Annotated in this window: 19 protein-coding genes, 2 pseudogenes and 1 riboswitch; of the genes and pseudogenes, 2 read left to right on the forward strand and 19 right to left on the reverse strand. The window is 42.8% G+C overall.

All coding sequences use genetic code 11. From position 1 onward, the window contains the following. Positions 1-38: 38 nt before the first annotated feature. From nagE to BXY41_RS14455, 8 genes and pseudogenes are all read right to left on the reverse strand, one after another. Positions 39-1,475 (reverse strand): N-acetylglucosamine-specific PTS transporter subunit IIBC, encoded by a 1,437-nt coding sequence (gene nagE / locus BXY41_RS14420; RefSeq protein WP_104437556.1) that lies wholly within the window; start codon positions 1,473-1,475, stop codon positions 39-41. 72 nt (positions 1,476-1,547) lie between these two features. After that, entirely contained in the window at positions 1,548-1,802 is a 255-nt protein-coding gene (locus BXY41_RS14425; protein ID WP_104437557.1) for an HPr family phosphocarrier protein, read from the reverse strand. Positions 1,803-1,810: 8 nt separating this feature from the next. Then, entirely contained in the window at positions 1,811-2,302 is a 492-nt protein-coding gene (locus BXY41_RS14430) for a PTS sugar transporter subunit IIA (protein WP_104437558.1), read from the reverse strand. A 21-nt stretch (positions 2,303-2,323) separates the two neighbouring features. Further along, positions 2,324-3,151 carry a BglG family transcription antiterminator LicT gene (gene licT, locus BXY41_RS14435; RefSeq protein ID WP_104437559.1) on the reverse strand — a complete coding sequence of 276 codons (828 nt, stop codon included), beginning with the start codon at positions 3,149-3,151 and terminating at the stop codon, positions 2,324-2,326. Between the two features lie 154 nt (positions 3,152-3,305). Continuing rightward, positions 3,306-3,926 carry a manganese efflux pump gene (locus tag BXY41_RS14440; protein WP_104437560.1) on the reverse strand — a complete coding sequence of 207 codons (621 nt, stop codon included), beginning with the start codon at positions 3,924-3,926 and terminating at the stop codon, positions 3,306-3,308. Between the two features lie 66 nt (positions 3,927-3,992). Beyond that, entirely contained in the window at positions 3,993-4,559 is a 567-nt protein-coding gene (gene lepB, locus BXY41_RS14445; protein ID WP_104437561.1) for a signal peptidase I, read from the reverse strand. Between the two features lie 59 nt (positions 4,560-4,618). Then, positions 4,619-5,008 (reverse strand): annotated as a pseudogene (locus tag BXY41_RS14450) (sigma-70 family RNA polymerase sigma factor); the annotation flags it as partial. Further along, the gene (locus BXY41_RS14455) at positions 4,983-6,653 is read right to left on the reverse strand and encodes a recombinase family protein (protein WP_104437563.1); all 1,671 of its coding nucleotides are present in this window, start codon (positions 6,651-6,653) and stop codon (positions 4,983-4,985) included. The pseudogene BXY41_RS14450 and the gene BXY41_RS14455, both read right to left, overlap by 26 nt. A gap of 104 nt (positions 6,654-6,757) precedes the next feature. On the opposite strand from BXY41_RS14455, the gene BXY41_RS26790 reads away from it, so the two are divergent. Then, positions 6,758-6,925 carry a hypothetical protein gene (locus BXY41_RS26790; protein ID WP_170072376.1) on the forward strand — a complete coding sequence of 56 codons (168 nt, stop codon included), beginning with the start codon at positions 6,758-6,760 and terminating at the stop codon, positions 6,923-6,925. A gap of 4 nt (positions 6,926-6,929) precedes the next feature. On the opposite strand, the gene BXY41_RS14460 is transcribed toward BXY41_RS26790, so the two are convergent. From BXY41_RS14460 to BXY41_RS14480, 5 genes are all read right to left on the reverse strand, one after another. After that, a complete protein-coding gene (locus BXY41_RS14460) occupies positions 6,930-8,306 on the reverse strand; it encodes a nickel-dependent hydrogenase large subunit (protein ID WP_104437564.1) in 1,377 nt (458 codons plus the stop codon). A 1-nt stretch (position 8,307) separates the two neighbouring features. After that, on the reverse strand, positions 8,308-9,204 hold the full coding sequence (locus BXY41_RS14465) for a hydrogenase small subunit (RefSeq protein ID WP_242980204.1): 897 nt from the start codon (positions 9,202-9,204) through the stop codon (positions 8,308-8,310). A gap of 15 nt (positions 9,205-9,219) precedes the next feature. Beyond that, positions 9,220-9,840: a cytochrome b5 domain-containing protein gene (locus tag BXY41_RS14470; protein ID WP_242980205.1), complete on the reverse strand. Its 621-nt coding sequence runs from the start codon at positions 9,838-9,840 to the stop codon at positions 9,220-9,222. A gap of 117 nt (positions 9,841-9,957) precedes the next feature. Beyond that, the gene (locus tag BXY41_RS14475) at positions 9,958-10,413 is read right to left on the reverse strand and encodes a hydrogenase maturation protease (RefSeq protein ID WP_341457846.1); all 456 of its coding nucleotides are present in this window, start codon (positions 10,411-10,413) and stop codon (positions 9,958-9,960) included. Positions 10,414-10,497: 84 nt separating this feature from the next. Next, positions 10,498-11,790, reverse strand: coding sequence for an alpha-galactosidase (locus BXY41_RS14480; protein ID WP_104437566.1), 1,293 nt, complete (start codon positions 11,788-11,790; stop codon positions 10,498-10,500). A gap of 101 nt (positions 11,791-11,891) precedes the next feature. Between BXY41_RS14480 and BXY41_RS14485 the strand changes: the two genes are divergently transcribed. Further along, complete coding sequence (locus BXY41_RS14485) at positions 11,892-12,752, forward strand: helix-turn-helix domain-containing protein (RefSeq protein WP_104437567.1); 861 nt, start codon at positions 11,892-11,894, stop codon at positions 12,750-12,752. Here BXY41_RS14485 and BXY41_RS14490 read toward each other — a convergent pair. The 6 genes and pseudogenes from BXY41_RS14490 to BXY41_RS14515 form a co-directional block, all read right to left on the reverse strand. Beyond that, positions 12,753-13,028: pseudogene (locus BXY41_RS14490) on the reverse strand (sigma-70 family RNA polymerase sigma factor); the annotation flags it as partial. Positions 13,029-13,218: 190 nt separating this feature from the next. Further along, positions 13,219-14,397, reverse strand: coding sequence for a phosphoribosylaminoimidazolecarboxamide formyltransferase (locus tag BXY41_RS14495; protein WP_104437568.1), 1,179 nt, complete (start codon positions 14,395-14,397; stop codon positions 13,219-13,221). A 14-nt stretch (positions 14,398-14,411) separates the two neighbouring features. Continuing rightward, entirely contained in the window at positions 14,412-15,125 is a 714-nt protein-coding gene (locus BXY41_RS14500; protein ID WP_104437569.1) for an IMP cyclohydrolase, read from the reverse strand. A 54-nt stretch (positions 15,126-15,179) separates the two neighbouring features. Then, positions 15,180-15,262, reverse strand: a riboswitch (ZMP/ZTP riboswitch). Between the two features lie 59 nt (positions 15,263-15,321). Beyond that, positions 15,322-16,683, reverse strand: a complete 1,362-nt coding sequence (locus BXY41_RS14505; RefSeq protein WP_104437570.1) for an ABC transporter permease — start codon at positions 16,681-16,683, stop codon at positions 15,322-15,324. After that, positions 16,673-18,508 (reverse strand): COG1361 S-layer family protein, encoded by a 1,836-nt coding sequence (locus tag BXY41_RS14510; protein WP_104437571.1) that lies wholly within the window; start codon positions 18,506-18,508, stop codon positions 16,673-16,675. The genes BXY41_RS14505 and BXY41_RS14510 overlap by 11 nt, the downstream gene beginning before the upstream one ends. Next, positions 18,495-19,214, reverse strand: coding sequence for an ABC transporter ATP-binding protein (locus BXY41_RS14515; RefSeq protein ID WP_104437675.1), 720 nt, complete (start codon positions 19,212-19,214; stop codon positions 18,495-18,497). The genes BXY41_RS14510 and BXY41_RS14515 overlap by 14 nt, the downstream gene beginning before the upstream one ends. Positions 19,215-19,291 lie beyond the last annotated feature (77 nt).

The following is a 19,291-nucleotide window of genomic DNA, read 5'->3' on the forward strand; positions in this document are numbered from 1 at the left end:
ATGAAAAGCGGGGATGCAGTGCACCCCCGCTTTTATATTTATTTACATAGTTTCTGAAATTCTTCCGCAACAAACTGTACCTGAGTTCCAACCACAACCTGAACACTGGTTTTTCCAGGTCTGATTACTCCGGCTACACCTGCTGACTTTATCTTCTTTTCATTTACCAGGGTATAATCCTTTACTTCCAGTCTGAGTCTGGTGATACAGTTATCAATGCTTACAACGTTTTCTTTACCGCCGATTCCTTCTAAAATAACAGAAGCAACGTATGTAAAATCGTTGTTCTTTAATACAGCTACGGATTCATCAATATCATCATCTTCCCGTCCTGGTGTTTTAAAATTAAATTTCACAATAGCAAATCTAAACACTGCATAGTAAATCCCACCGTAAATAAGACCAATAGGAATAATAAACAGAGGATTAACAGCCATAGGAGCTTTAAAGCTAAGAAACCAGTCAACGAATCCGGCGCTGAAATTGAATCCGGCACGTACCGGAAGCATTGCACAGATGGTTAAGGATATTCCGGTCAGGATGGCATGGATTAAATATAATCCGGGTGCAAGAAACATAAATGCAAATTCAAGCGGTTCTGTAACTCCTGTAAAAAATGAACAGACTGCTGCTGCCAGCAAAAGACCATAAGCCTGTTTTTTCCTTCCAGGTTTCGCAGTATGGTACATGGCAAGGGCTGCAGCCGGAAGACCAAACATCATAACCGGGAAGAAGCCTGTCATATACTGACCAGTCTGACCCAGCACACCTTTTCCGGTCCAGAAGTTTCCAAGGTCATTTACTGAGGCAACGTCAAACCAGAAAACAGAGTTTAAGGCATGGTGAAGGCCAAATGGGATAAGAAGACGGTTAAAGAAGCCATAGATACCTGCTCCTACTGCACCAAGACCCAGAATTCCTTTACCAAATATTACCAATGCGGTATAAATTACCGGCCATACGAAAAACAATACCAGGCAGGCAACAAGGGAAAACAGTGCCGTAACTATGGCAACAGAACGTTTTCCGCTGAAAAAAGCCAGTGCATCTGGGAGCTTTGTGCTCTTAAACCGGTTATAACAGCTGGAGCCAATTAAACCGGAAACAATACCAATAAACTGGTTATTGATTTTTCCAAATGCCGGATTCACAGCACTGACATCGATGCCTTTTAACATTGCAACTACTGCCGGGGAAAGAATTGTCTGAATCATCAGCCATGATACCAGGGCTGCCAGAGCGGAAGTACCTTCATGATCGTCTGACATACCTACGCCAACACCGATGGCAAATAGAATCGCCATATTATCGATAATGGCTCCGCCTGCCTTAATCAAAAAGGCAGCAATGGCACTGTTTGCCCCCCATCCCGTTGGGTCAATCCAGTAACCAATTCCCATCAGGATCCCTGCTGCCGGCAGACACGCTACCGGAAGCATCAACGACTTACCTAGTTTTTGCAAATACTTCATCATAAAAAGAAACCCCTTTCTTTTTTTGTCCTGCCGGACATTTTTTATCTTCACCTGCAGGTAAGCAGGTTACGATCACTTTTTATCTAATACAGACCGTATTGCGTAGTATGCAGCATCTTCATCCTCTCCCTCAAAGCGGAAGATGACTTCATCCCCTTTTTTTGCTCCAAGTCCCATGATGGCAAGAAGACTTTTACAATCGGCTTTTTGTAAATTCCAATAAGCTTCTATGGAACACATGTATTTCCCTGCTTCTATAAAAATCATGGAAGCGGGTCTGGCGTGAAGTCCCATTGGATCTTCCACTACATATTGATACTCTTTCATTCAGCCACCTACAATTCAATGATTGGTTCCAGCTCCATAATCTGCTTTCCAACATGACATTTCATATCGGGATACTCCATGGTATTTAAAATAATGACCGGAGTAATCAGGTCATAACCCTTTGCCTTAATCCCTTCCAGATCAAATTCCAGCAGAAGTTCTCCTTCCTTTACCCGTTCCCCCTGTTTTTTAAAGGATTGAAACCCCTCTCCTTTTAGTTGAACCGTATCAAGGCCTACATGGATCATTACTTCCGCTCCGTTATCTGCCGTAATACTGACTGCATGCATTGTCTCAAACATCACTGACAGCACTCCGCTTACCGGTGCCACAATTCTGCCTTTTGAAGGAATAATAGCCATTCCTTTTCCCAGGATTTCCTGACTAAAAGCAGGATCCTTCACTTCACTTAACGGTACTGCCAATCCTTCCACAGGCGCCAGAATTTCCTCCTTTTTACCGCCCCCTCTTTTTAAATGCTTCTTCCACGCTTCAAACATGCCGACTGGTACCCCTTTCTTCTAAAGCCTCATTCTTTTGATATGGACTGCCAGATATGCAGTCTCCTCTTCTGTTACATCATGATGATATGATTCAAAAATAAATTCCTTAATTTTCAAACTGCACGCATACTCTTCCGGATACATTCCTGCTATGATATTACTGAATTCTGTATTTCCGCTGTTTAACAACTCTCCGGTCAGAATACGCTGGGCAAGAAACCGCAGGTGGGTAATAAATCTCTGATAATTTAAAGATCCCTCGTCCGGTTCCATGGAAAAGAATTCTTTCACTATTTTGACTCCATTCTGAATCAGCTTTGTCATATCCATCGTCTTATTCATAGCCGTATTGAGTTCTGCATTTACAATATGCATTGCTATAAATCCAGCCTCATCTACAGGAAGCCGTACACCCACACTTCTCTCAATCAGTGCAACTGCATATTCTCCCACCAGGTACTCTTCTTTATAGAATGTCTTAATCTCGCTAAGAATGGGATTTGAAAAAACCATATTTTCCTTAAAGCGGCGAATGGCGAAATTAATATGATCCGTCAGTGTGATATAGATATTCTGATTCAATGTCCTGTTAAGTACACTTTTTGCATAGGCGATGATTTCTGTCGATGCCTTTAAGTGTTCAAGTGGGAGCTTCACAAGCAGTTCCTTAAACTGATCCAGACTGTTCTGGCTGTCTAACCGGAAGGTTTTCTCAATTTTGTTCTCTGCAATCGGGCGTCCCGCCTTTGTGCCAAAACCAATTCCTCTGCCCATGATGACTACTTCCTTACCATCCGGCTCAATTGCAGTTACAATATTGTTATTAATGATCTTATCAATATTCATAAATTACCTCTTATCAATAAAAAAACCAACTTTGACTATGAAAATAACATGTTATTTTCTTAATCAAAATTGGTTTTGCCTGCTTTCCAGTAACAATCCGAATTAATATTCATTTCCCTAACTATAGCAAATTTCTATTTAAATGTCAAGATTTTTATAACTTACTAAAAGCAAGAAATAAAAACAGAACACCGCTGAGCCAGGACAAATCCCAACCTTTTAATGCAGCAAGCCGTTTTCCCAGGAAAAGTCCGGCATACATCACGGCAATCCCAACAAAAAGAGCTGCCAGAGTTGCATATCCCGGATTAATCATAAGAAAACCGGACAGGGCGCCCGCCACCAGACTGTCAATGGACATGGCAAGTGAAAACATAATCATTTCTTTCCAGGACAGCGTTTTTGAATCATCCCAGTCAGCTGCCATAGGATTCCCGTATATGTTAATAATAATGCTAAGTCCCGAAATAGAAAAAGTCAGGTCTTTGTGTACATGAACGTGATTGTTGATGTATTTTTTTATGGTATAGTCCAGCAGCTTCATCACTCCCAAAAAGAATAAGCAGGAAAACCCTACCCCTTTCGCGAATGCTTCCGGCACAAAATCATCGATCACGTTGCCGAATAACAGGGCTGCCCCAAGACAGCCGCTGCAGATTGCATTAGCCGCAATTACCTTTATCCATGAAATGCCTACCCTGTTTGCACCATAGGCAATGCTGGCAACAAATGTATCTGTACTCAGCGCCAGAACCAAAATGAAAATATTACGCATGTTTTATCGAACTACCCTTTTTATTTTAATATATTCACAGGCTTTTGGTTTGGCACCTTATAATTACTAACTGATTTTTTTTATTCCTGGATAATAGCGGAACAAAACTTTTGCAAGTATCTTATCTTCCGGCACATAGGGATCACTCCAGTATCTGGCATCGGCTGAATTATTCCGGTTATCTCCCAGCATCAGATAACATCCAGCAGGCACGGTGAAGTGATAATCCTCTGACTCCATGGGTTCCCTTAAGTATGGTTCTTCCAGAGGGGTCTGGGACTGATTGATATAAACATGGTTATTCTTAATGTCTACCGTCTCTCCCGGCAGCCCGATAATCCGCTTCACCAGATGAATCTCTTCATTTCCAGGCCCGGTCATGTGATCAAATATAATGATATCACCCCTTTGGGGTTCTCCGCCAAACCGGTAAACCAGCCTTGATCCAATTAACCGGTCACCTGTCATAATTGTGGTCTCCATGGATCCGCTTGGTACCTTGCTGTTGGCAATAAGAAACGTATTGATAAAAAATGCAATCGCTGCCGCAATGACAATGATCTTCAGCCATTCAAACAGCTCCCTCTTCCAGTTAAGAGGCTCTTCCACTTTACTGTCCTTTTTTACGCTCATATTTTTTCCTTTGACTGTTTTTTATTATTGTATCAAATGGACAGGGCAGAATCAACGTTTTATATCCCATTTCTTTTTAATTCTGTCCTCAGCCTTTCCAGTGCCTTTTTTTCCAGTCTTGATACATAGGATCTCGAAATTCCCATGAGATCTGCGATCTCCCTCTGGGTGTATTCCCTGCCGCCATGAAGTCCATAGCGCATCCCTATAATTGTTTTTTCGTTGTCTTTCAGACAGGAATCAAATACTTCATAAAGTTCTTTGATGTCCTGTTTTAATATGATGGTCTCTAACGTCTCTTTATTTTCCATTTCGATCACATCCAGAAGGCTTACAGTTTCTCCATCCTTGTCTACACCGATGGGTTCATATAAAGACACCTCTTTTGAATATTTTTTATTAGCACGAAGGAGCATTAGGATCTCATTTGCTAGAGTCACAAGGCGGCTCCTTAGAACCTGACAGATAGAGATGGACCGTATCCCCATCCCAGACAACCCGTTTTACCAGTATCCGGATTGCAGCCCGTTTCTGTTCCACATCCATAAACTCCACAGTCTTTTCAAAATTGGACAGGGTATCTTTTAACAGATCAAATTCCAGATCAGTCAATTCTTTCCCCATGGCGGTTTCCTTACAGACTTCAATCTGGGTCAGGATCTGTTCTTTCTTTTTATGCAGTTCATCAATCTGCCTGACTATATAGTCGTATGCCGCCGTTCCCCCGGCAACTTTGATTGACGTCACAAGACCATCAATCTCTTTTTCAGTTTGAGACAACTCCTCCTCCAGGCGGCTGACATCCTGTTCATAATCCTGCTTTTCTTCCTTCAGCAGCTTCCTGCCTTCCTCCAGCTGCCTGGTGAATTCTCTTTTGTCTTCAGAAATTTTTTTAAGTTCCTCAATCACCAGTCTGTCTAACAGGTTTCCATCGGCATTTTTTATTGCACAGCACTTCATACGGCTTTTTTCTTTCATGGAACAGAGGTAGGAATAGATCTGTTCTCCCCGGTCATTATATCTGCCGGAAAGCTTGGGCCGCATATAGTGATTGCAATTCCCGCATACAAGAATGCCGGAAAGAAGTGCCACATTGCTTCTGGGTCTGCGGTAATTTTTTGATTTATTCCGTTCCAGCTGTCGCTGGACACTGACCCATTCCGCTCCAGGAATCAACCCCTCATGTTTACCGATTGCCACAATCCATTCTTCCATCTCTTTCATCTCATGGGCTTTGCCCTGCTTTTGTAACGTCCGGTTATATGCAATAATACCATGGATTCCTTTAAAATCAGCGGGGTCAGCAAAAAGTTCTACTTTTTTTTCTTTCAGATACTGATAGGCTTCCTGATCTGCAATCATATACACCGGGTTTGAAAGAATGGCCTTAATTGCAAAACGGCTGAATAAACGTCCCTGCTTTGTTTTGTATCCATTCTGTATGAGATAAGTCTCCGTCTGTGTCAGGGAACCGGTTTCCAGAAATTTTTCATAAATCCGCTTTACCAGCTTTGCCTCCTGGGGAATCCGTTTCAGTTTATATGCCTTTTTCTGCTTCCCGTCAATAGTTACAGAAGTTACCCGTTCAGACTGATACCCGGTTGGGGTATTTCCCCCAAGCCATCTTCCGCTTTTGGAAAGTTCATGCATATTGTCCCGGATTCGTTCTGCAATGGTTTCTCTTTCCAGTTGGGAAAATACAGAAGCAATATACATCATAGCCCTTCCCATGGGTGATGATGTATCAAACTGCTCTTTAATTGAAATAAATGAAATTTCCAGATGGTTCAATTCTCCGATCAGATTGGCAAAATCTCCAATATTACGGCTGATCCGGTCAAGGCGGTAGCATACAATTGCTGAAATCTTCTTTTTCTTTGCTTCTTTCATCATCTGCTGAAACTGGGGGCGCTCTAAATTTCCTCCGGAAAAACCCTCATCTTCAAAAATCAGGGCACTGTCTGCAAAGGATTCTCCGTAATGAGTTATGATATATTGCTTGCAAAGCTCAATCTGATTGCCGATGCTTTCTCCCTTCCCGGTAAATTTGGATTTTCTTGAATATATGGCAAACGGCTGATTTCTGTCTTCCATCACACAAATCCTCCTTGTTTTCACATGGAAAACGCGTCCTCAAACATACCGGACACGCAGAATAACATACAAATATAGTAACCCTGAATTTCAAGGTATTCTCTATGAACATGATCGTATATAATCCTCAAACGGAAGAAGATAAAAAAGAACTGGGCAGAAGGGCGGCTGTTATTCACAATCAGGTATTAATGCAGTCAGTCCGCCTGCTTCACTGCCCAAATGACCAAAAGAAATCGCTTTTAGATGCAATAAAAGCAGAAAGCACTTAGGCAGTCAGACAACCGGAATGATTTTACTGGTTTTTCCGGGGATGATTACATGAGTGGCACAGGAAACGCAAGGGTCAAAGGATCTGATAATTCTTCCTATTTCAACTGGCATAGATTCATCTTTCACCGGTGCGCCCATAAGCGCCTGTTCTGCTGTCCCTTTTTTCTCTCCTGTCTGAGTGGATAAGTTCCATGCAGATGGAGTGATAACCTGGTAGAACAGGATTTTTTCATCCTCAATTGTCAGCCAGTGTCCAAGTGATCCTCTGGTTGTATCAATGAGTCCTTTTCCATTGGCCTGAGCCGGTATCACATATTCCTGCTGCATGGGCACACCTGGAATCAGATTCTCCAAAAGAGTATTCATGATCTGGGTTATTTTTTTCGCTTCCAGAACCCGTGCAATGGTTCTGTCCATGACAGATATTCCATGTCTGTACTCTCCTGACAACCATTGTCTTGCCAATGGCCCCACTTCAAAAGGTACCCCGTTGTATCTGGGCGCCCTGATCCAGGAATAAGCTTCTGGTTTCTCCCTGTCTGGCTCATTGGCTTCATTAAACCAGGCATATTCATCTGACTGGGTAATGAGTTCCGGATCTAAATGGGAATACTGCTCATTTGTATAAATATATGGATCTACATATAAAGTCCCCAGTTCCTTATAATGCTGAAAACAGCCATAAGTCAGAAGATTCCCATAGCCTCCGCCAAAATGATAATATTCCGAATAATAAGCCGCTATTTCGTATACATCCGGCAGCATTTTTTCAGTAATAAATTTTTCAATCCCAAATAGTATGGATTTAATGGCTATAATCATATCAGCGGTTACAGGAGATGTGATTCCTCCTATAAAAACCCCATGATTGTGAGGTGCCTTTCCTCCCAGAATTGCCAGCATTTTATGTGCATTCCTGCTATATTCCATTGATTCAAAATAATCATTTACCATGCGTTCATTAACATTATCAGGCAATCGGTAATCGTTGTGATCCGTTTTAAAAAGAGGGTAGCCTTCCGGCAGCTTTACATAGTCTGGAAGCGTATACTGATAGAGATGCCTTAAATGATTCTGAAGAAATTCACATGCATGAAGCAGATCCCTTAAATATCTTCCCTGTTCTGAGGGTACAATTCCCAGAGCATCTTCAAGGGCAAGGGCTGAGGCCATGGAATGGGCGGTTGAGCAGATTCCACAGATCCGCTGTGTAAAATAAACCGCATCCAAAGGCGCTCTGCCTGTCAGCATTTTTTCAAAGCCACGGAACATAAGGCCTTTGGTGCGTGCATCGGTAATGACATTATTTCCTACTTCTGCTGCTATTTCCATGAATCCGTTAATTCTTGTAACTGGATTGATGATAATTGTGTCCGCCATATTACTCCTTCCTCATGGTATCAAAAGTAATGAATGGTTCCATGGCATCTGGAAATCCAAACTGGGCGCAGCCAATACAGGGTGAATCATCACCAATCGGCCAGTTTACGTGCCCATTCCATTTGCGGATCGGACAGTCTGTCTGTGTCACAGGTCCCCGGCATCCCAGCATGTACATACAGGTCTCTTCTCCCAGCTTTGTTGCAAATATTCCAGAATCATAATAGGATCTTCTTGGACAACGGTCATGAATTGTAATGCCATAAAACATCAGCGGCCGGTCCACTTCGTCCAGGGGAGGTTCCCCATACAGAATTAAATAAGCCACGGTTCCCATGAGCCAGTCCGGATGACAGGGACATCCGGTAAGCTTGATTACTTTCCGGCTGACAACATCTGAAATCCCGGTACAATCTGACGGATTGGGTCTTGCCGCCGATACTCCGCCGTAGGAAGCACAGTCACCAACTGCTATTACATGGGCAGCACGTTCTCCCAGCCGCATTGCTGCTTCAAGGCCTGTTATCTCTCTTCCCTCATGACGTCCGATGATGTGATAGAGCCCGTTGTCCTTTCTGGAAACAGCACCTTCTACTGCTAATATGTATTCCTCCCCAATGATATCAAACAGCTGATCCATCGCCTCTTCCCCCTGGGATGCGATCAGGCTGTTGCTGTAGATAAAGTTGGTCATCTGAGTCATAAGATACTGGAAATCCGGATCCTGACCATCCAGCATGGAAATGGTATTTCCTGTACACCCGTTTAATTCCAGCCAGACCAGATTAGGTTTGGTACGTTTCTGAGTTTCGATTTCTTCCATTGCTCTGGTTACCAGCTGTCTGGTTTCCTTCCATTTCAGTTCTTGAAAAGGACAAAATGCACGCTTTTTCTCCAAAGGTAATCGTTCCCCCTATTCCTGAACCATATATCCTACAACAGGCAATACACTTAGTACCATTGCACCAGGGTGACAGGAGGCAAACTCTGCACTTAAATCTCTGCCTGCTGAAAGACCCCAGAAATGATTACCTCCTGCCCATAACCGGTTATTACTAACATTATATACTACCCCATTCACTGCAACATAAGCAGGGGCTCCGTTTTTCCCATCATACTGTGCCAGCTGTTCCAGAGTAAAATAGGTCAGAGGCTGTGGCGTGCCGGTTGCCCCGCCCGTTGCTCCTCCGGTTGGGCCAGTGATTCCTCCAGTTGGGCCAGTTACTCCTCCGGTTGGGCCAGTGATTCCTCCAGTGGGGCCAGTGATTCCTCCGGTCGGGCCAGTGATTCCTCCGGTCGGGTTCCCCACTCCGCCGCCTGTCTGGCCATTCATCTGACTGACATATAGCCCATTCTCCTGCATCTGGCTCAATTGTCCGAAATAGTATACATGATTCTGAAGCATAATCAATTCACTGCTTAAATGATCCAGCACATCATTGCTGTTGTATAGATTGGAGCGCAGCTTTTCCACATCAGCATTTAATCTCTTTAAACTGCTGCCAAGATACGTCATGAGTAAATCCAAATCCATAATGGTACCTCCTTATCAATTTCTAAATCACCTTTTTTACTGGCTAATCTGTTAGAATATATGTGCAAGCCTGGTTTTTAAGCCCATTTTCCAAGGCATTTATAAAAGTAACCCGGTTTAATTATCTTTTTTTGCTTCTTTTGACAAGATTTCTCTTATGATATCTTCTATTTTTCTGCATATAAGGGGAAACTGCCTTTTTAACACAGTACTTAACTCAAGTCCTGGTGCAATTATGGCAGCTTCAACTCCAATTAAGTATCCTCTTACCGGGAATCGGTACACTCTTATCATGTCGATAAAACTCATATCATGCTGCATAGTGGGATTGGATATCCGTTCCATAATCTCCTCTAAGGAAAATATTTTAACAGAACCCGGCCGATCCCCAAATGACGTGGCATCTATAATCAGTATAAAATCATTGGGACTCAGAGAATAAAAGCACGTCTCACTATCCGTTTCTCCATAGATTATTTCAAGTTCCGAGCGTAGGAACCGTTTTTCAAGTTCTTCTGCAATTAAAAGTCCAATCCCGTCATCCTTCATCAACCGGCTGCCAACAGCGATCAGTTTCGTTACTTATCCCTCCCTGTCCTATTTTTTTAAATATATGAAAAAGACATGGGAATATTCACACTCCCATGTCTTTTAAAATCAGGTTTCCTTATAACGGCAAATCCTTGCCCCATGTCCAGGCACCTTTGCTATCAGATCCTTTGATGGATTGGTGAATGTTTCACCCGTCCAGAGTTCTTTGAAACAAATACCCCTTAATCCTTCTTTATCCAACAGACTGGCTGAAATATCAATTTCTCTTTCTTCTTCCATTAAATTAAAGACAGCCAGATAATTGAAACCACTCCTTTGGTCACTGCTGTGCCAGATACAATGCTTCCCGTCCCGGGCTAGCTGAGAAGCTTTGCAGTCATCAGAAAGAAGCGCTAGAATTTCCGGATTTGTAAGCAGAGTTTTTGTCCATTCATCCAAATGGGTAAGCTCCGCTCCAATCATCAAAGGAGACCGGAATATGCACCAGAGTGACATCATTGTTATCTGTTCATCCCTGGTAAACCGTGTCAGACGTTCTTCTCCAAAGCCTTTCCCCAACATACCCACTGGAAGCATATCACAGTCCGGATAATTTCCCTTCCCCACATGGTTCTGCCAATGCTCACACCGTTCAAACATCTGCTTTAACAAATTCCAGTCGTCCCAAAAGTCATCGGTAATCCGCCACATATTAGAATAAGTCTCGTAATGCCATGCCTCTTTCAGCCGGGCAGGTCCCGGTGAAAGGCTAAGTACCATCTGTCTTCCGCTTTTATTGATTGCCTCATGAAGCATACGAATTTCTTCTTTTGCAGATGCTGCATCCATGCGGCAGATATCATCACATTTAATAAAGTCTACCCCCCACTGGGCATACAGCTGGAAGATAGAATCAAAATACGCCTGCGCCCCCTCTGCATCAGGGTTCACTCCATACATATCCGGGTTCCATGAGCAGATGGAATAAGGATTTGAAATCCCATCGGCTGTACGGTCTGTCCCCCATATTTTCATCCTGTTATGAGCTGCGATACGGGGAATCCCTCTCATGATGTGAATCCCGAATTTTAGCCCCAGTCCATGGATATAATCAGCCAGTGGTTGAAAACCATGACCGCCCGCAGAAGATGGAAAGCGTTCCGTACATGGCCAAAGTCTGGAGTATTCGTCTATTTCAACCTGACCGAAGGGAATATACTGGCACTCCTGCCGTCTGGTTCCGGCATTATGAGCATACCACTGTATATCAACCACAATATATTCCCAGCCATATTCTTTTAAATTCTGCGCCATATATTCAGCATTGGCCCGAACCTCTTGTTCTGTAACTGCAGTATCATAATAGTCATAGCTGTTCCACCCCATAGGGGGTTTTCCTGATGATAAATATCTTCTCATCTGATATCCTTTCCTGGTAATTTATTGATAAATCTGATATCATTATAGCAACTGAACAATCTATTACAAGAGTAAGAACACGATACAGGGAGGGTAATTTTTTGATCAACCAGGCTTGTCAGACTTTTGGTTTTCTGGATCTCGACAGACAATGGAATGCACCACTGTTTCTCCTGGATTTTGGAATGGAGCAGAGAAAAAATGAGACCTATGATTTTCAAAATAGTAATCGAGGCAGTTATTCTGGTTATCTGCTTCAATACACGTTAGATGGGGTGGGAATGTTTGAATCAGAGGGACAGACAACCATTCTGTCTCCTGGAGATGCTTTTTTTATCACATTTCCAGATAGAAGCAGATACTATCTGGCTGAAAATAATTCATGGAAATACTTTTATATCCATTTTGACGGCGAAATGGGGGAATATTTCTTTCAGCGGATGCAGGTTCTGACAGGAAAAACCTTTTCCATACCCAATACAAGTCAGGCCATCTTACTGTTTTTAGAGGAATTCCAGGCGGTGAAATCAGGGAAGAAATACGGACGCTATGACAGCGGGATCTTTTTATACCAATTCCTGGTCCTGCTTATGAGAGAACTGGAAACCCCGTTAAAATCAGTTAAGAATGCATGTGTGGAAGATGCTGCAGCGTGGATGCAGAAAAACTATAAATATCAGATCGGGCTCTCTCAGATGTGCCGGGAGCTTGGCGTGAGTCTTCCCCATTTAACAAGGCAGTTTCATTTGCAGACAGGGCTCTCTCCCATAAAGTATTTAACCAGTCTGCGCCTGGAACATGCATTATCCCTTCTCCTAAATACGTCAATGGGTCTTGAAGCCATTGCGGCGGAATGCGGATACTCGGGCAGTAATTATTTTTCAAAGGTTTTCAGGAAAAATATGGGCATTTCACCTGCTCAATACAGAGACCGGCATAATGGGCTGCAAAAGCCGTTATGATAGTATATCATTCTCCACACATTTCGCCGCATAAGTGGCCAGCCTTGATCCTCTGTCTGGATGAAAGGTATTAACAGCCTTGATTAAACCGATAGTCCCTACTGACAGAAGATCTTCCATATCATAGTCTGTATTCTGATACTTTTTTGCCACATGGGCTACAAGACGCATATTACGCTCGATGAGTGTGGCTCTCGCCTCCTGATCCCCTTCCTGGTATCGTTCCAGACACTCTCGTTCCTCTCGCGCAGTTAAAGGTTTGGGAAAAGTTTTCAAAGAAAGCCACCTTAAACTTACTTACTCCTATTTTATGCCGCCCTTATCTTTAAAGTGCTTTTACAAAAAATATTGGCTGGTACTTATTTATTTACAAAATTCTCTGTGTTACTTTACATAATATTTTTATGTAAAGTAACAGCCATCAAAAAGGACCGGACAACAGTCCGATCCCTTACATTTCACTTTTTTAATGGTGGAACAGGCGGATTCCATTAAATGCCATTACCATACCATATTTGTTACAAGTCTCAATCACCTGATCATCTCTGACAGAACCTCCTGGCTGAACAACATATTTCACGCCGCTTTTATATGCACGGTCGATGTTATCTCCAAATGGGAAAAATGCATCAGAACCAAGTGACACATCAGTCAGCTGATCAAGCCACTGCCTTTTTTCTTCTCTTGAAAATACAGAAGGCTTCTCCTTAAATACCTGCTCCCATCTGCCGTCTGCCAAAACATCCATATCATCTTCACCGATATATACATCAATGGCATTATCCCTGTCTGCGCGGCGGATGTCATCAAGGAACGGAAGTTCCAGCACCTTGGGTGCCTGTCTTAAATACCAGTTGTCCGCCTTGCTGCCTGCCAGTCTGGTGCAATGAACGCGGGATTGCTGTCCGGCCCCGATTCCAATTGCCTGTCCATTCTTCGTATAGCAGACGGAATTTGACTGGGTGTATTTTAAAGTAATCAAAGATATGATTAAATCAATTTCTGCAGCTTCAGGAATCTCTTTGTTCTCAGTTACTCTGTTTACCAACACTTCACGGCCAATTTTAATCTCATTTCTTCCCTGCTCAAACGTAACTCCATAAACCTGTTTTTTCTCTATGGGTAACGGAGTATATTCGGGATCAATGAGAATCACGTTATAATTGCCATTTTTCTTTGACTTTAATATGTCCAAAGCTTCCGGGGTATAGCCAGGTGCAATCACACCATCCGAAACCTCTCTCTTAATGATTTTCGCTGTATCTTCATCACAAATATCCGATAAGGAAATATAATCACCAAAGGAAGACATGCGGTCTGCGCCTCTGGCTCTGGCATAAGCGCAGGCAAGAGGGGAAAGCTCTCCCATATCTTCAACCCAGTAGATCTTTTTTAAAACCGGACTTAAGGGAAGTCCAACTGCCACACCAGCTGGAGAAACGTGTTTGAAGGAAGCTGCCGCCGGCATTCCAGTTGCCTCCTTTAATTCTTTTACCAGCTGCCAGCCGTTTAATGCGTCCAGAAAATTAATATAACCGGGTTTTCCGCTCAATACGGTTATGGGAAGATCCGATCCGTCTGCCATATAGATTTTTGATGGTTTTTGATTGGGATTACACCCATATTTCAGCTCTAATTCATTCATCTTTTGTACTCCTGCTATTCATTCTTATTTATTATCCGGGTTTCAAAGGCACCTGTTTCAAGATCTATATAACGTACAAACAGCGATACCTTGTTCTCTTCATTCAGGCTTTCCCAGATCAGGGAAGTAAACTCATCCGGATCAGCTGAGACTTCCACCAGTTTTGGCTCCCCTTCAAAGCTTGGCAGAGGATTTCCGTCATGCATGTAGGTATGGATAAAATGAGCTTCTCCAGGCACAGGATTCTCATAGGCAAAGGTAAATCGGTTGCAGGAGGACGGATCCCCGTTATTACTCTTTAATATAGACATGGCGTAGTTAAATCTTCCATCTTCCACATGCATAATGCCAGAGATACGGGGTGTATAATTGGGGCTGTCCGGTTCAAATTCCCTGCTGCGAAGAGACTGCTCAAATGTGAGCTGAATATCCATGCCCTGATAGATGGTATCCGTCTGATCTCCGTTTGTCACAATGGTTTTGTTGCCCAGAACACGCACCGGAGCGTAAATAATCAGACTGGGATCTGATAATTTTGAAGGATCGTAAGCCTGGGTACGGATTCCATCCCCATCTTCCACAAATACGCGGTTACGGCTGTTCACACTTCTTCCCATGATAAAATAAGCAGTTACTGCCTTCCTTCCATCTGGGGTTTTGCCAATAATTATCCCCCTTCCAGGATAGGAATTGTTTGTTAATTCATCCTTCAAAGAAACCAAATTCATGACTCTCAGTCCTCCATTCTCAATAAAGACGCAAAAAACCGCCTGGGCATCCCATAGCGGTGCCCAGGCGGTCGGCTTCAAAACGTAACGTGCTCCCCGTGGTTTTCTCCACTTATCCGCCAGTTGCACGTACCATGTTTAACATAATATATGATTCTCCAAAAAATTGCAAGGTCTTTTTTTATTGTTCCGGTTTTTATTCGTTGCGAATGGCAGCCAGAGGACTGAGTTTCATTGCTCTGAGAGAAGGGAAAAATCCCGCAGCCATACCTACAAAAACAGAAAATCCTACAGCAGCCAGAGACAGCCACAAAGGTATTCTGGACAAATCTCCTGGCATATCGGGCATAAAACGACCTGCCAGAAACCGGTTTATAAGAAATGAAACCCCGTAGCTGAATGTAATACCCGTAATACCGCCAAGGAAACCAATAAACCCGGATTCAATCAGAAACATGTCTCTGATATGATTCATATCAAGCCCCAGTACCTTTAAAATTCCGATCTCCTTGGTTCTTTCATAGATAGACATCATCATCGTGTTAGCAATACCGATGGCTGCGACAAATAAGGATACTGTTCCGATTCCTCCAAGCAAAGCCTGAACCATCTTTGCCTGCTTCTGAGATTGCTCCAGCCATTCCATATTGCTGTTTGCCTGATATCCCATATCTGTAATCGCCTTCTGTACCGCAGTTACATTAGCCATATCATCCACCTCTACCACTGCCTGATCATAGATAAAGTAGTTATAAGGCTTCCCCTTTTTATTGGTAGGCTGATTGGGAATTGGCTTTTTCTTAAAGATCTGTTTTAACTGGGATTTCAGTGCATCCAAATCAACATAAACATTGTAGCTGTAATTACTCCAGTCCTCGACTCCTCCTGCTACCAGTCCTGCAGTCTTCAGCAGGTATTTTTTAGGCGGCTTCACAGGAGTTTTTCCATCTTCTCCTGTGCCTCCGTTCTGAGACTGGTAATAGGCATCGGTGTCAAATACCACAAATACAGGTCTGTTCATAAAATCAATATCCGGAATCTTGGTTGGATCATCGTAATAATCCTGATTTCTGCTTTTGGGATTACTAAATTGCCTGGGTACCATGTTTCCTACCACCATCTGAAGTTCTTTCGTCCCTTTCTCGGGAAGATGCCCCTGTTTAAGCGATATATTATCCATGTATTCGGGGGTGACTCCAATCACGGTGATATTGCCCTGATATGCCCCCTGGCTCATGATTGTGTCTGCCTGTAAAAGCGGAGAGGCCGATTTTACATGATCCAGACCAGCAAACTGGGCAACCACATTATCTGTCATATAATTGGGTTCTTTTTTCCCTTCTCCCCCGTAGGATTGATTGGAATACACAGTGATCTCAGTCAGACTTCCATAAGAAGCATACTGTTCCATGGTAAGTTCATTAAAACCGATTCCCAGAGATACCATAACAACAATGGAAGCGGTACCAATTAAAACTCCAAGAACCGTTAAAAATGTTCTCATCTTTCTCCGTCTTAAATTGTTCACACTCATGGAAAGCAAATCACTAAATTTCATCGTTAATATCCTCTATGGCAGCCAGCTTCTTCTGCTTTCTTCTTTTCCAGATAAAAAAGGCTGCACCTGCGCCTGCCGCAAGCAGGACAACAACAGAAGGGATCAGGATCTTACCATACTTTGCAAACCCTGTAGGCTGGACATCTACAGGCTCCTCGCCCATATTCCCGTTATCAGCTCCTGTTTCTTCCGCCTCTGTTACCATCAATGTAACTTCTTTTTCTATGGGATCAGAAACGACTCCGTTTTCATCCTCATAGGTAATTAAAATCTTTATTTTTCCGTCATCTGCAGTTGGTGTGGTTCCGGTAATCATGGCATCCACATTCTGTGTTTCTCCAGGCTTAATATTTCCTATGTAGGTACTGGACTGCTGTATGGAATCTCCCACAAATGACACCATGACATTATAGAGAAGAACCTTACCTGTATTATTAACAGGGAACATAATATTAGTTTCTGAACCTGCCGCTATTGATTCCGGCATGATGTCGATGGTACCTGTATTTAAGCGGGCCACCTGTTTTACCGGGATATTCACAGTTATTTTTTCTTCCGCATTTTTATATTCCGGGCTGTCGAATTTTTCATTAATTGTCAGTCCATAGGTTCTTTGATCTACCCATGCACCGGCCCGGAGCTTTACCTTGATATCTGTCGTCTGACCTGCGCCAAGGGAATTCACAACAACGGAGGAACTACCTTCATCCGTTGTAAACACGGCACTGTCCGTTACCTTCTCAGATTCCAGATTAAATAGAATGTTGCTTGCAGGAACGCTTTCTGATGCATTCTTCATGTGCAGAGTAAGCTCAAATTCCTCACCGGCAAAAACCTTTTCCGGATTGGTTTCAAATCCATCAACAACGATCCTGGCTTTGGTTCTGTCATTGATATTAAACTCTTTGGTTGCCTCTTCCTTCTCTTTATTCTGTACCTTTACAAAAAACGTCTCTTCGGATTTCTGAATGTCTCCATCGGTGCTGTCCCGGTATTCGATGTTAAATGTAATGGGATAATACCCGCTGTACACATCCTTTCGGATCATCATGCTGTAAGGAATGGAAATCGTCTCCCCTCCTCCGATCCGGTCGAAATGTTTGGTATAATTTCCATCGTTAATATCAAAAGGGAACTTTGTGCTGTCCTGGTTTACTCCCATTCGGACATTGACGTCAAAGGCAGTTAAATTAGAAGAATTACGGACATTCATGCTATAATTCATCACTTCCGGGTAAGTTCCAAAAGGAGTGTTCTGACCCTCGCCAAGTTCGAAACTGATGGTTCCTTCATTGGCTCCGGAAGAGGTGGTTGCGGATGATTTTGTAATCCAGATATTCACCTTTTCAGGTTTTCCAGAAGCACCATCATCTTTTGTTTTCGCATCTGTAACAACTTCTAAAGGCACTAGATAATATCCCTCAGCTATATCTCTACGGACTCTTGCAGTTAAACTAAATGATTTAGAGCTACCGCTCTTTATATTTCCAAGTTTTTTATTATCGAATGTGCTTGAAGATATTTCAAAAGGAAATATGGATCCTGAGTATGTTGTAGTTTCATCCGCATCTTCTGTCGCTGAATATTCCTGTTCTGCTATATCTCTGTCAAATCTCACTGCTACGTTATCTAAATCATGACCTGTATTATTAGTAAAAACCATATTAATGGTAATATTCTCCCCAGTCTTTCCAGAAGGAGTCTTTTTAACATCGATATATTCGTTTTTACTTAAATCATATTGTGCAAACGCTGTTGCCGGTATGGCAGTAACCGCCATAATTACAGCCAGCAGCCCTACAATCTTTCTCTTAACTCTGTACATCTTCCATATCCCCCTTAGTCTCCTCGTGGTGCTGTTCTTCAATTTTAAATATCTTTCCATCTACTATGTGGAACTGTCTGTCTGCAAACCTGGCAATATAATTATCATGAGTTACCATGACAAGGGTCTGGTTCTGCTCTTTTACAATCTTCTGCATCAGGGAAAGAACCTCTTTTGTGGTTTTGGAATCCAGATTTCCGGTTGGTTCATCAGCAAAAATAATCTTGGGATCCACGGCAAGTGCTCTGGCTATTCCCACCCGTTGCTGCTGGCCTCCTGACATCTCATTGGCCATATGGTTCATCTGTTTTTCCAAACCTACCAGTTTTATGTATTTTTTTGCTTTTTCATTCCGGATCTTTTTTGGTACACCACGAAATGACAGGGGAAGTGCAACATTCTCTACTGCATTCAATGTCTTAATCAAATTATAGGACTGGAAAATAAAACCCACATGCTTTCTTCTAAAAGCAACCAGCTGATTCTCCGAAAGTTTTTCGATGTGATTGCCTGCAATGACAATCTCCCCTTTTGACGGTTTTTCCAACCCCGCCATCATGTTTAAAAGTGTGGATTTTCCCGAGCCGGACGGGCCCACAATGGCACAAAATTCGCCTTTATATATCGTAAAGTCTACTCCATTCAGAGCATAGACTTTGGTATCTCCCACCTTATACACCTTATAAAGATCCTTAACCTGAATCATGGGTGTTTTGTTTTCCACCACTGCAGCTTCCTCCTTGAAATATTCACGCAATCATATTATACAACAGGATTGGCAAA

Origin of the sequence: Lacrimispora xylanisolvens (assembly GCF_002934545.1) — a bacterium.
In the GTDB taxonomy this organism is placed as follows: Bacteria; Bacillota; Clostridia; order Lachnospirales; family Lachnospiraceae; genus Lacrimispora; species Lacrimispora xylanisolvens.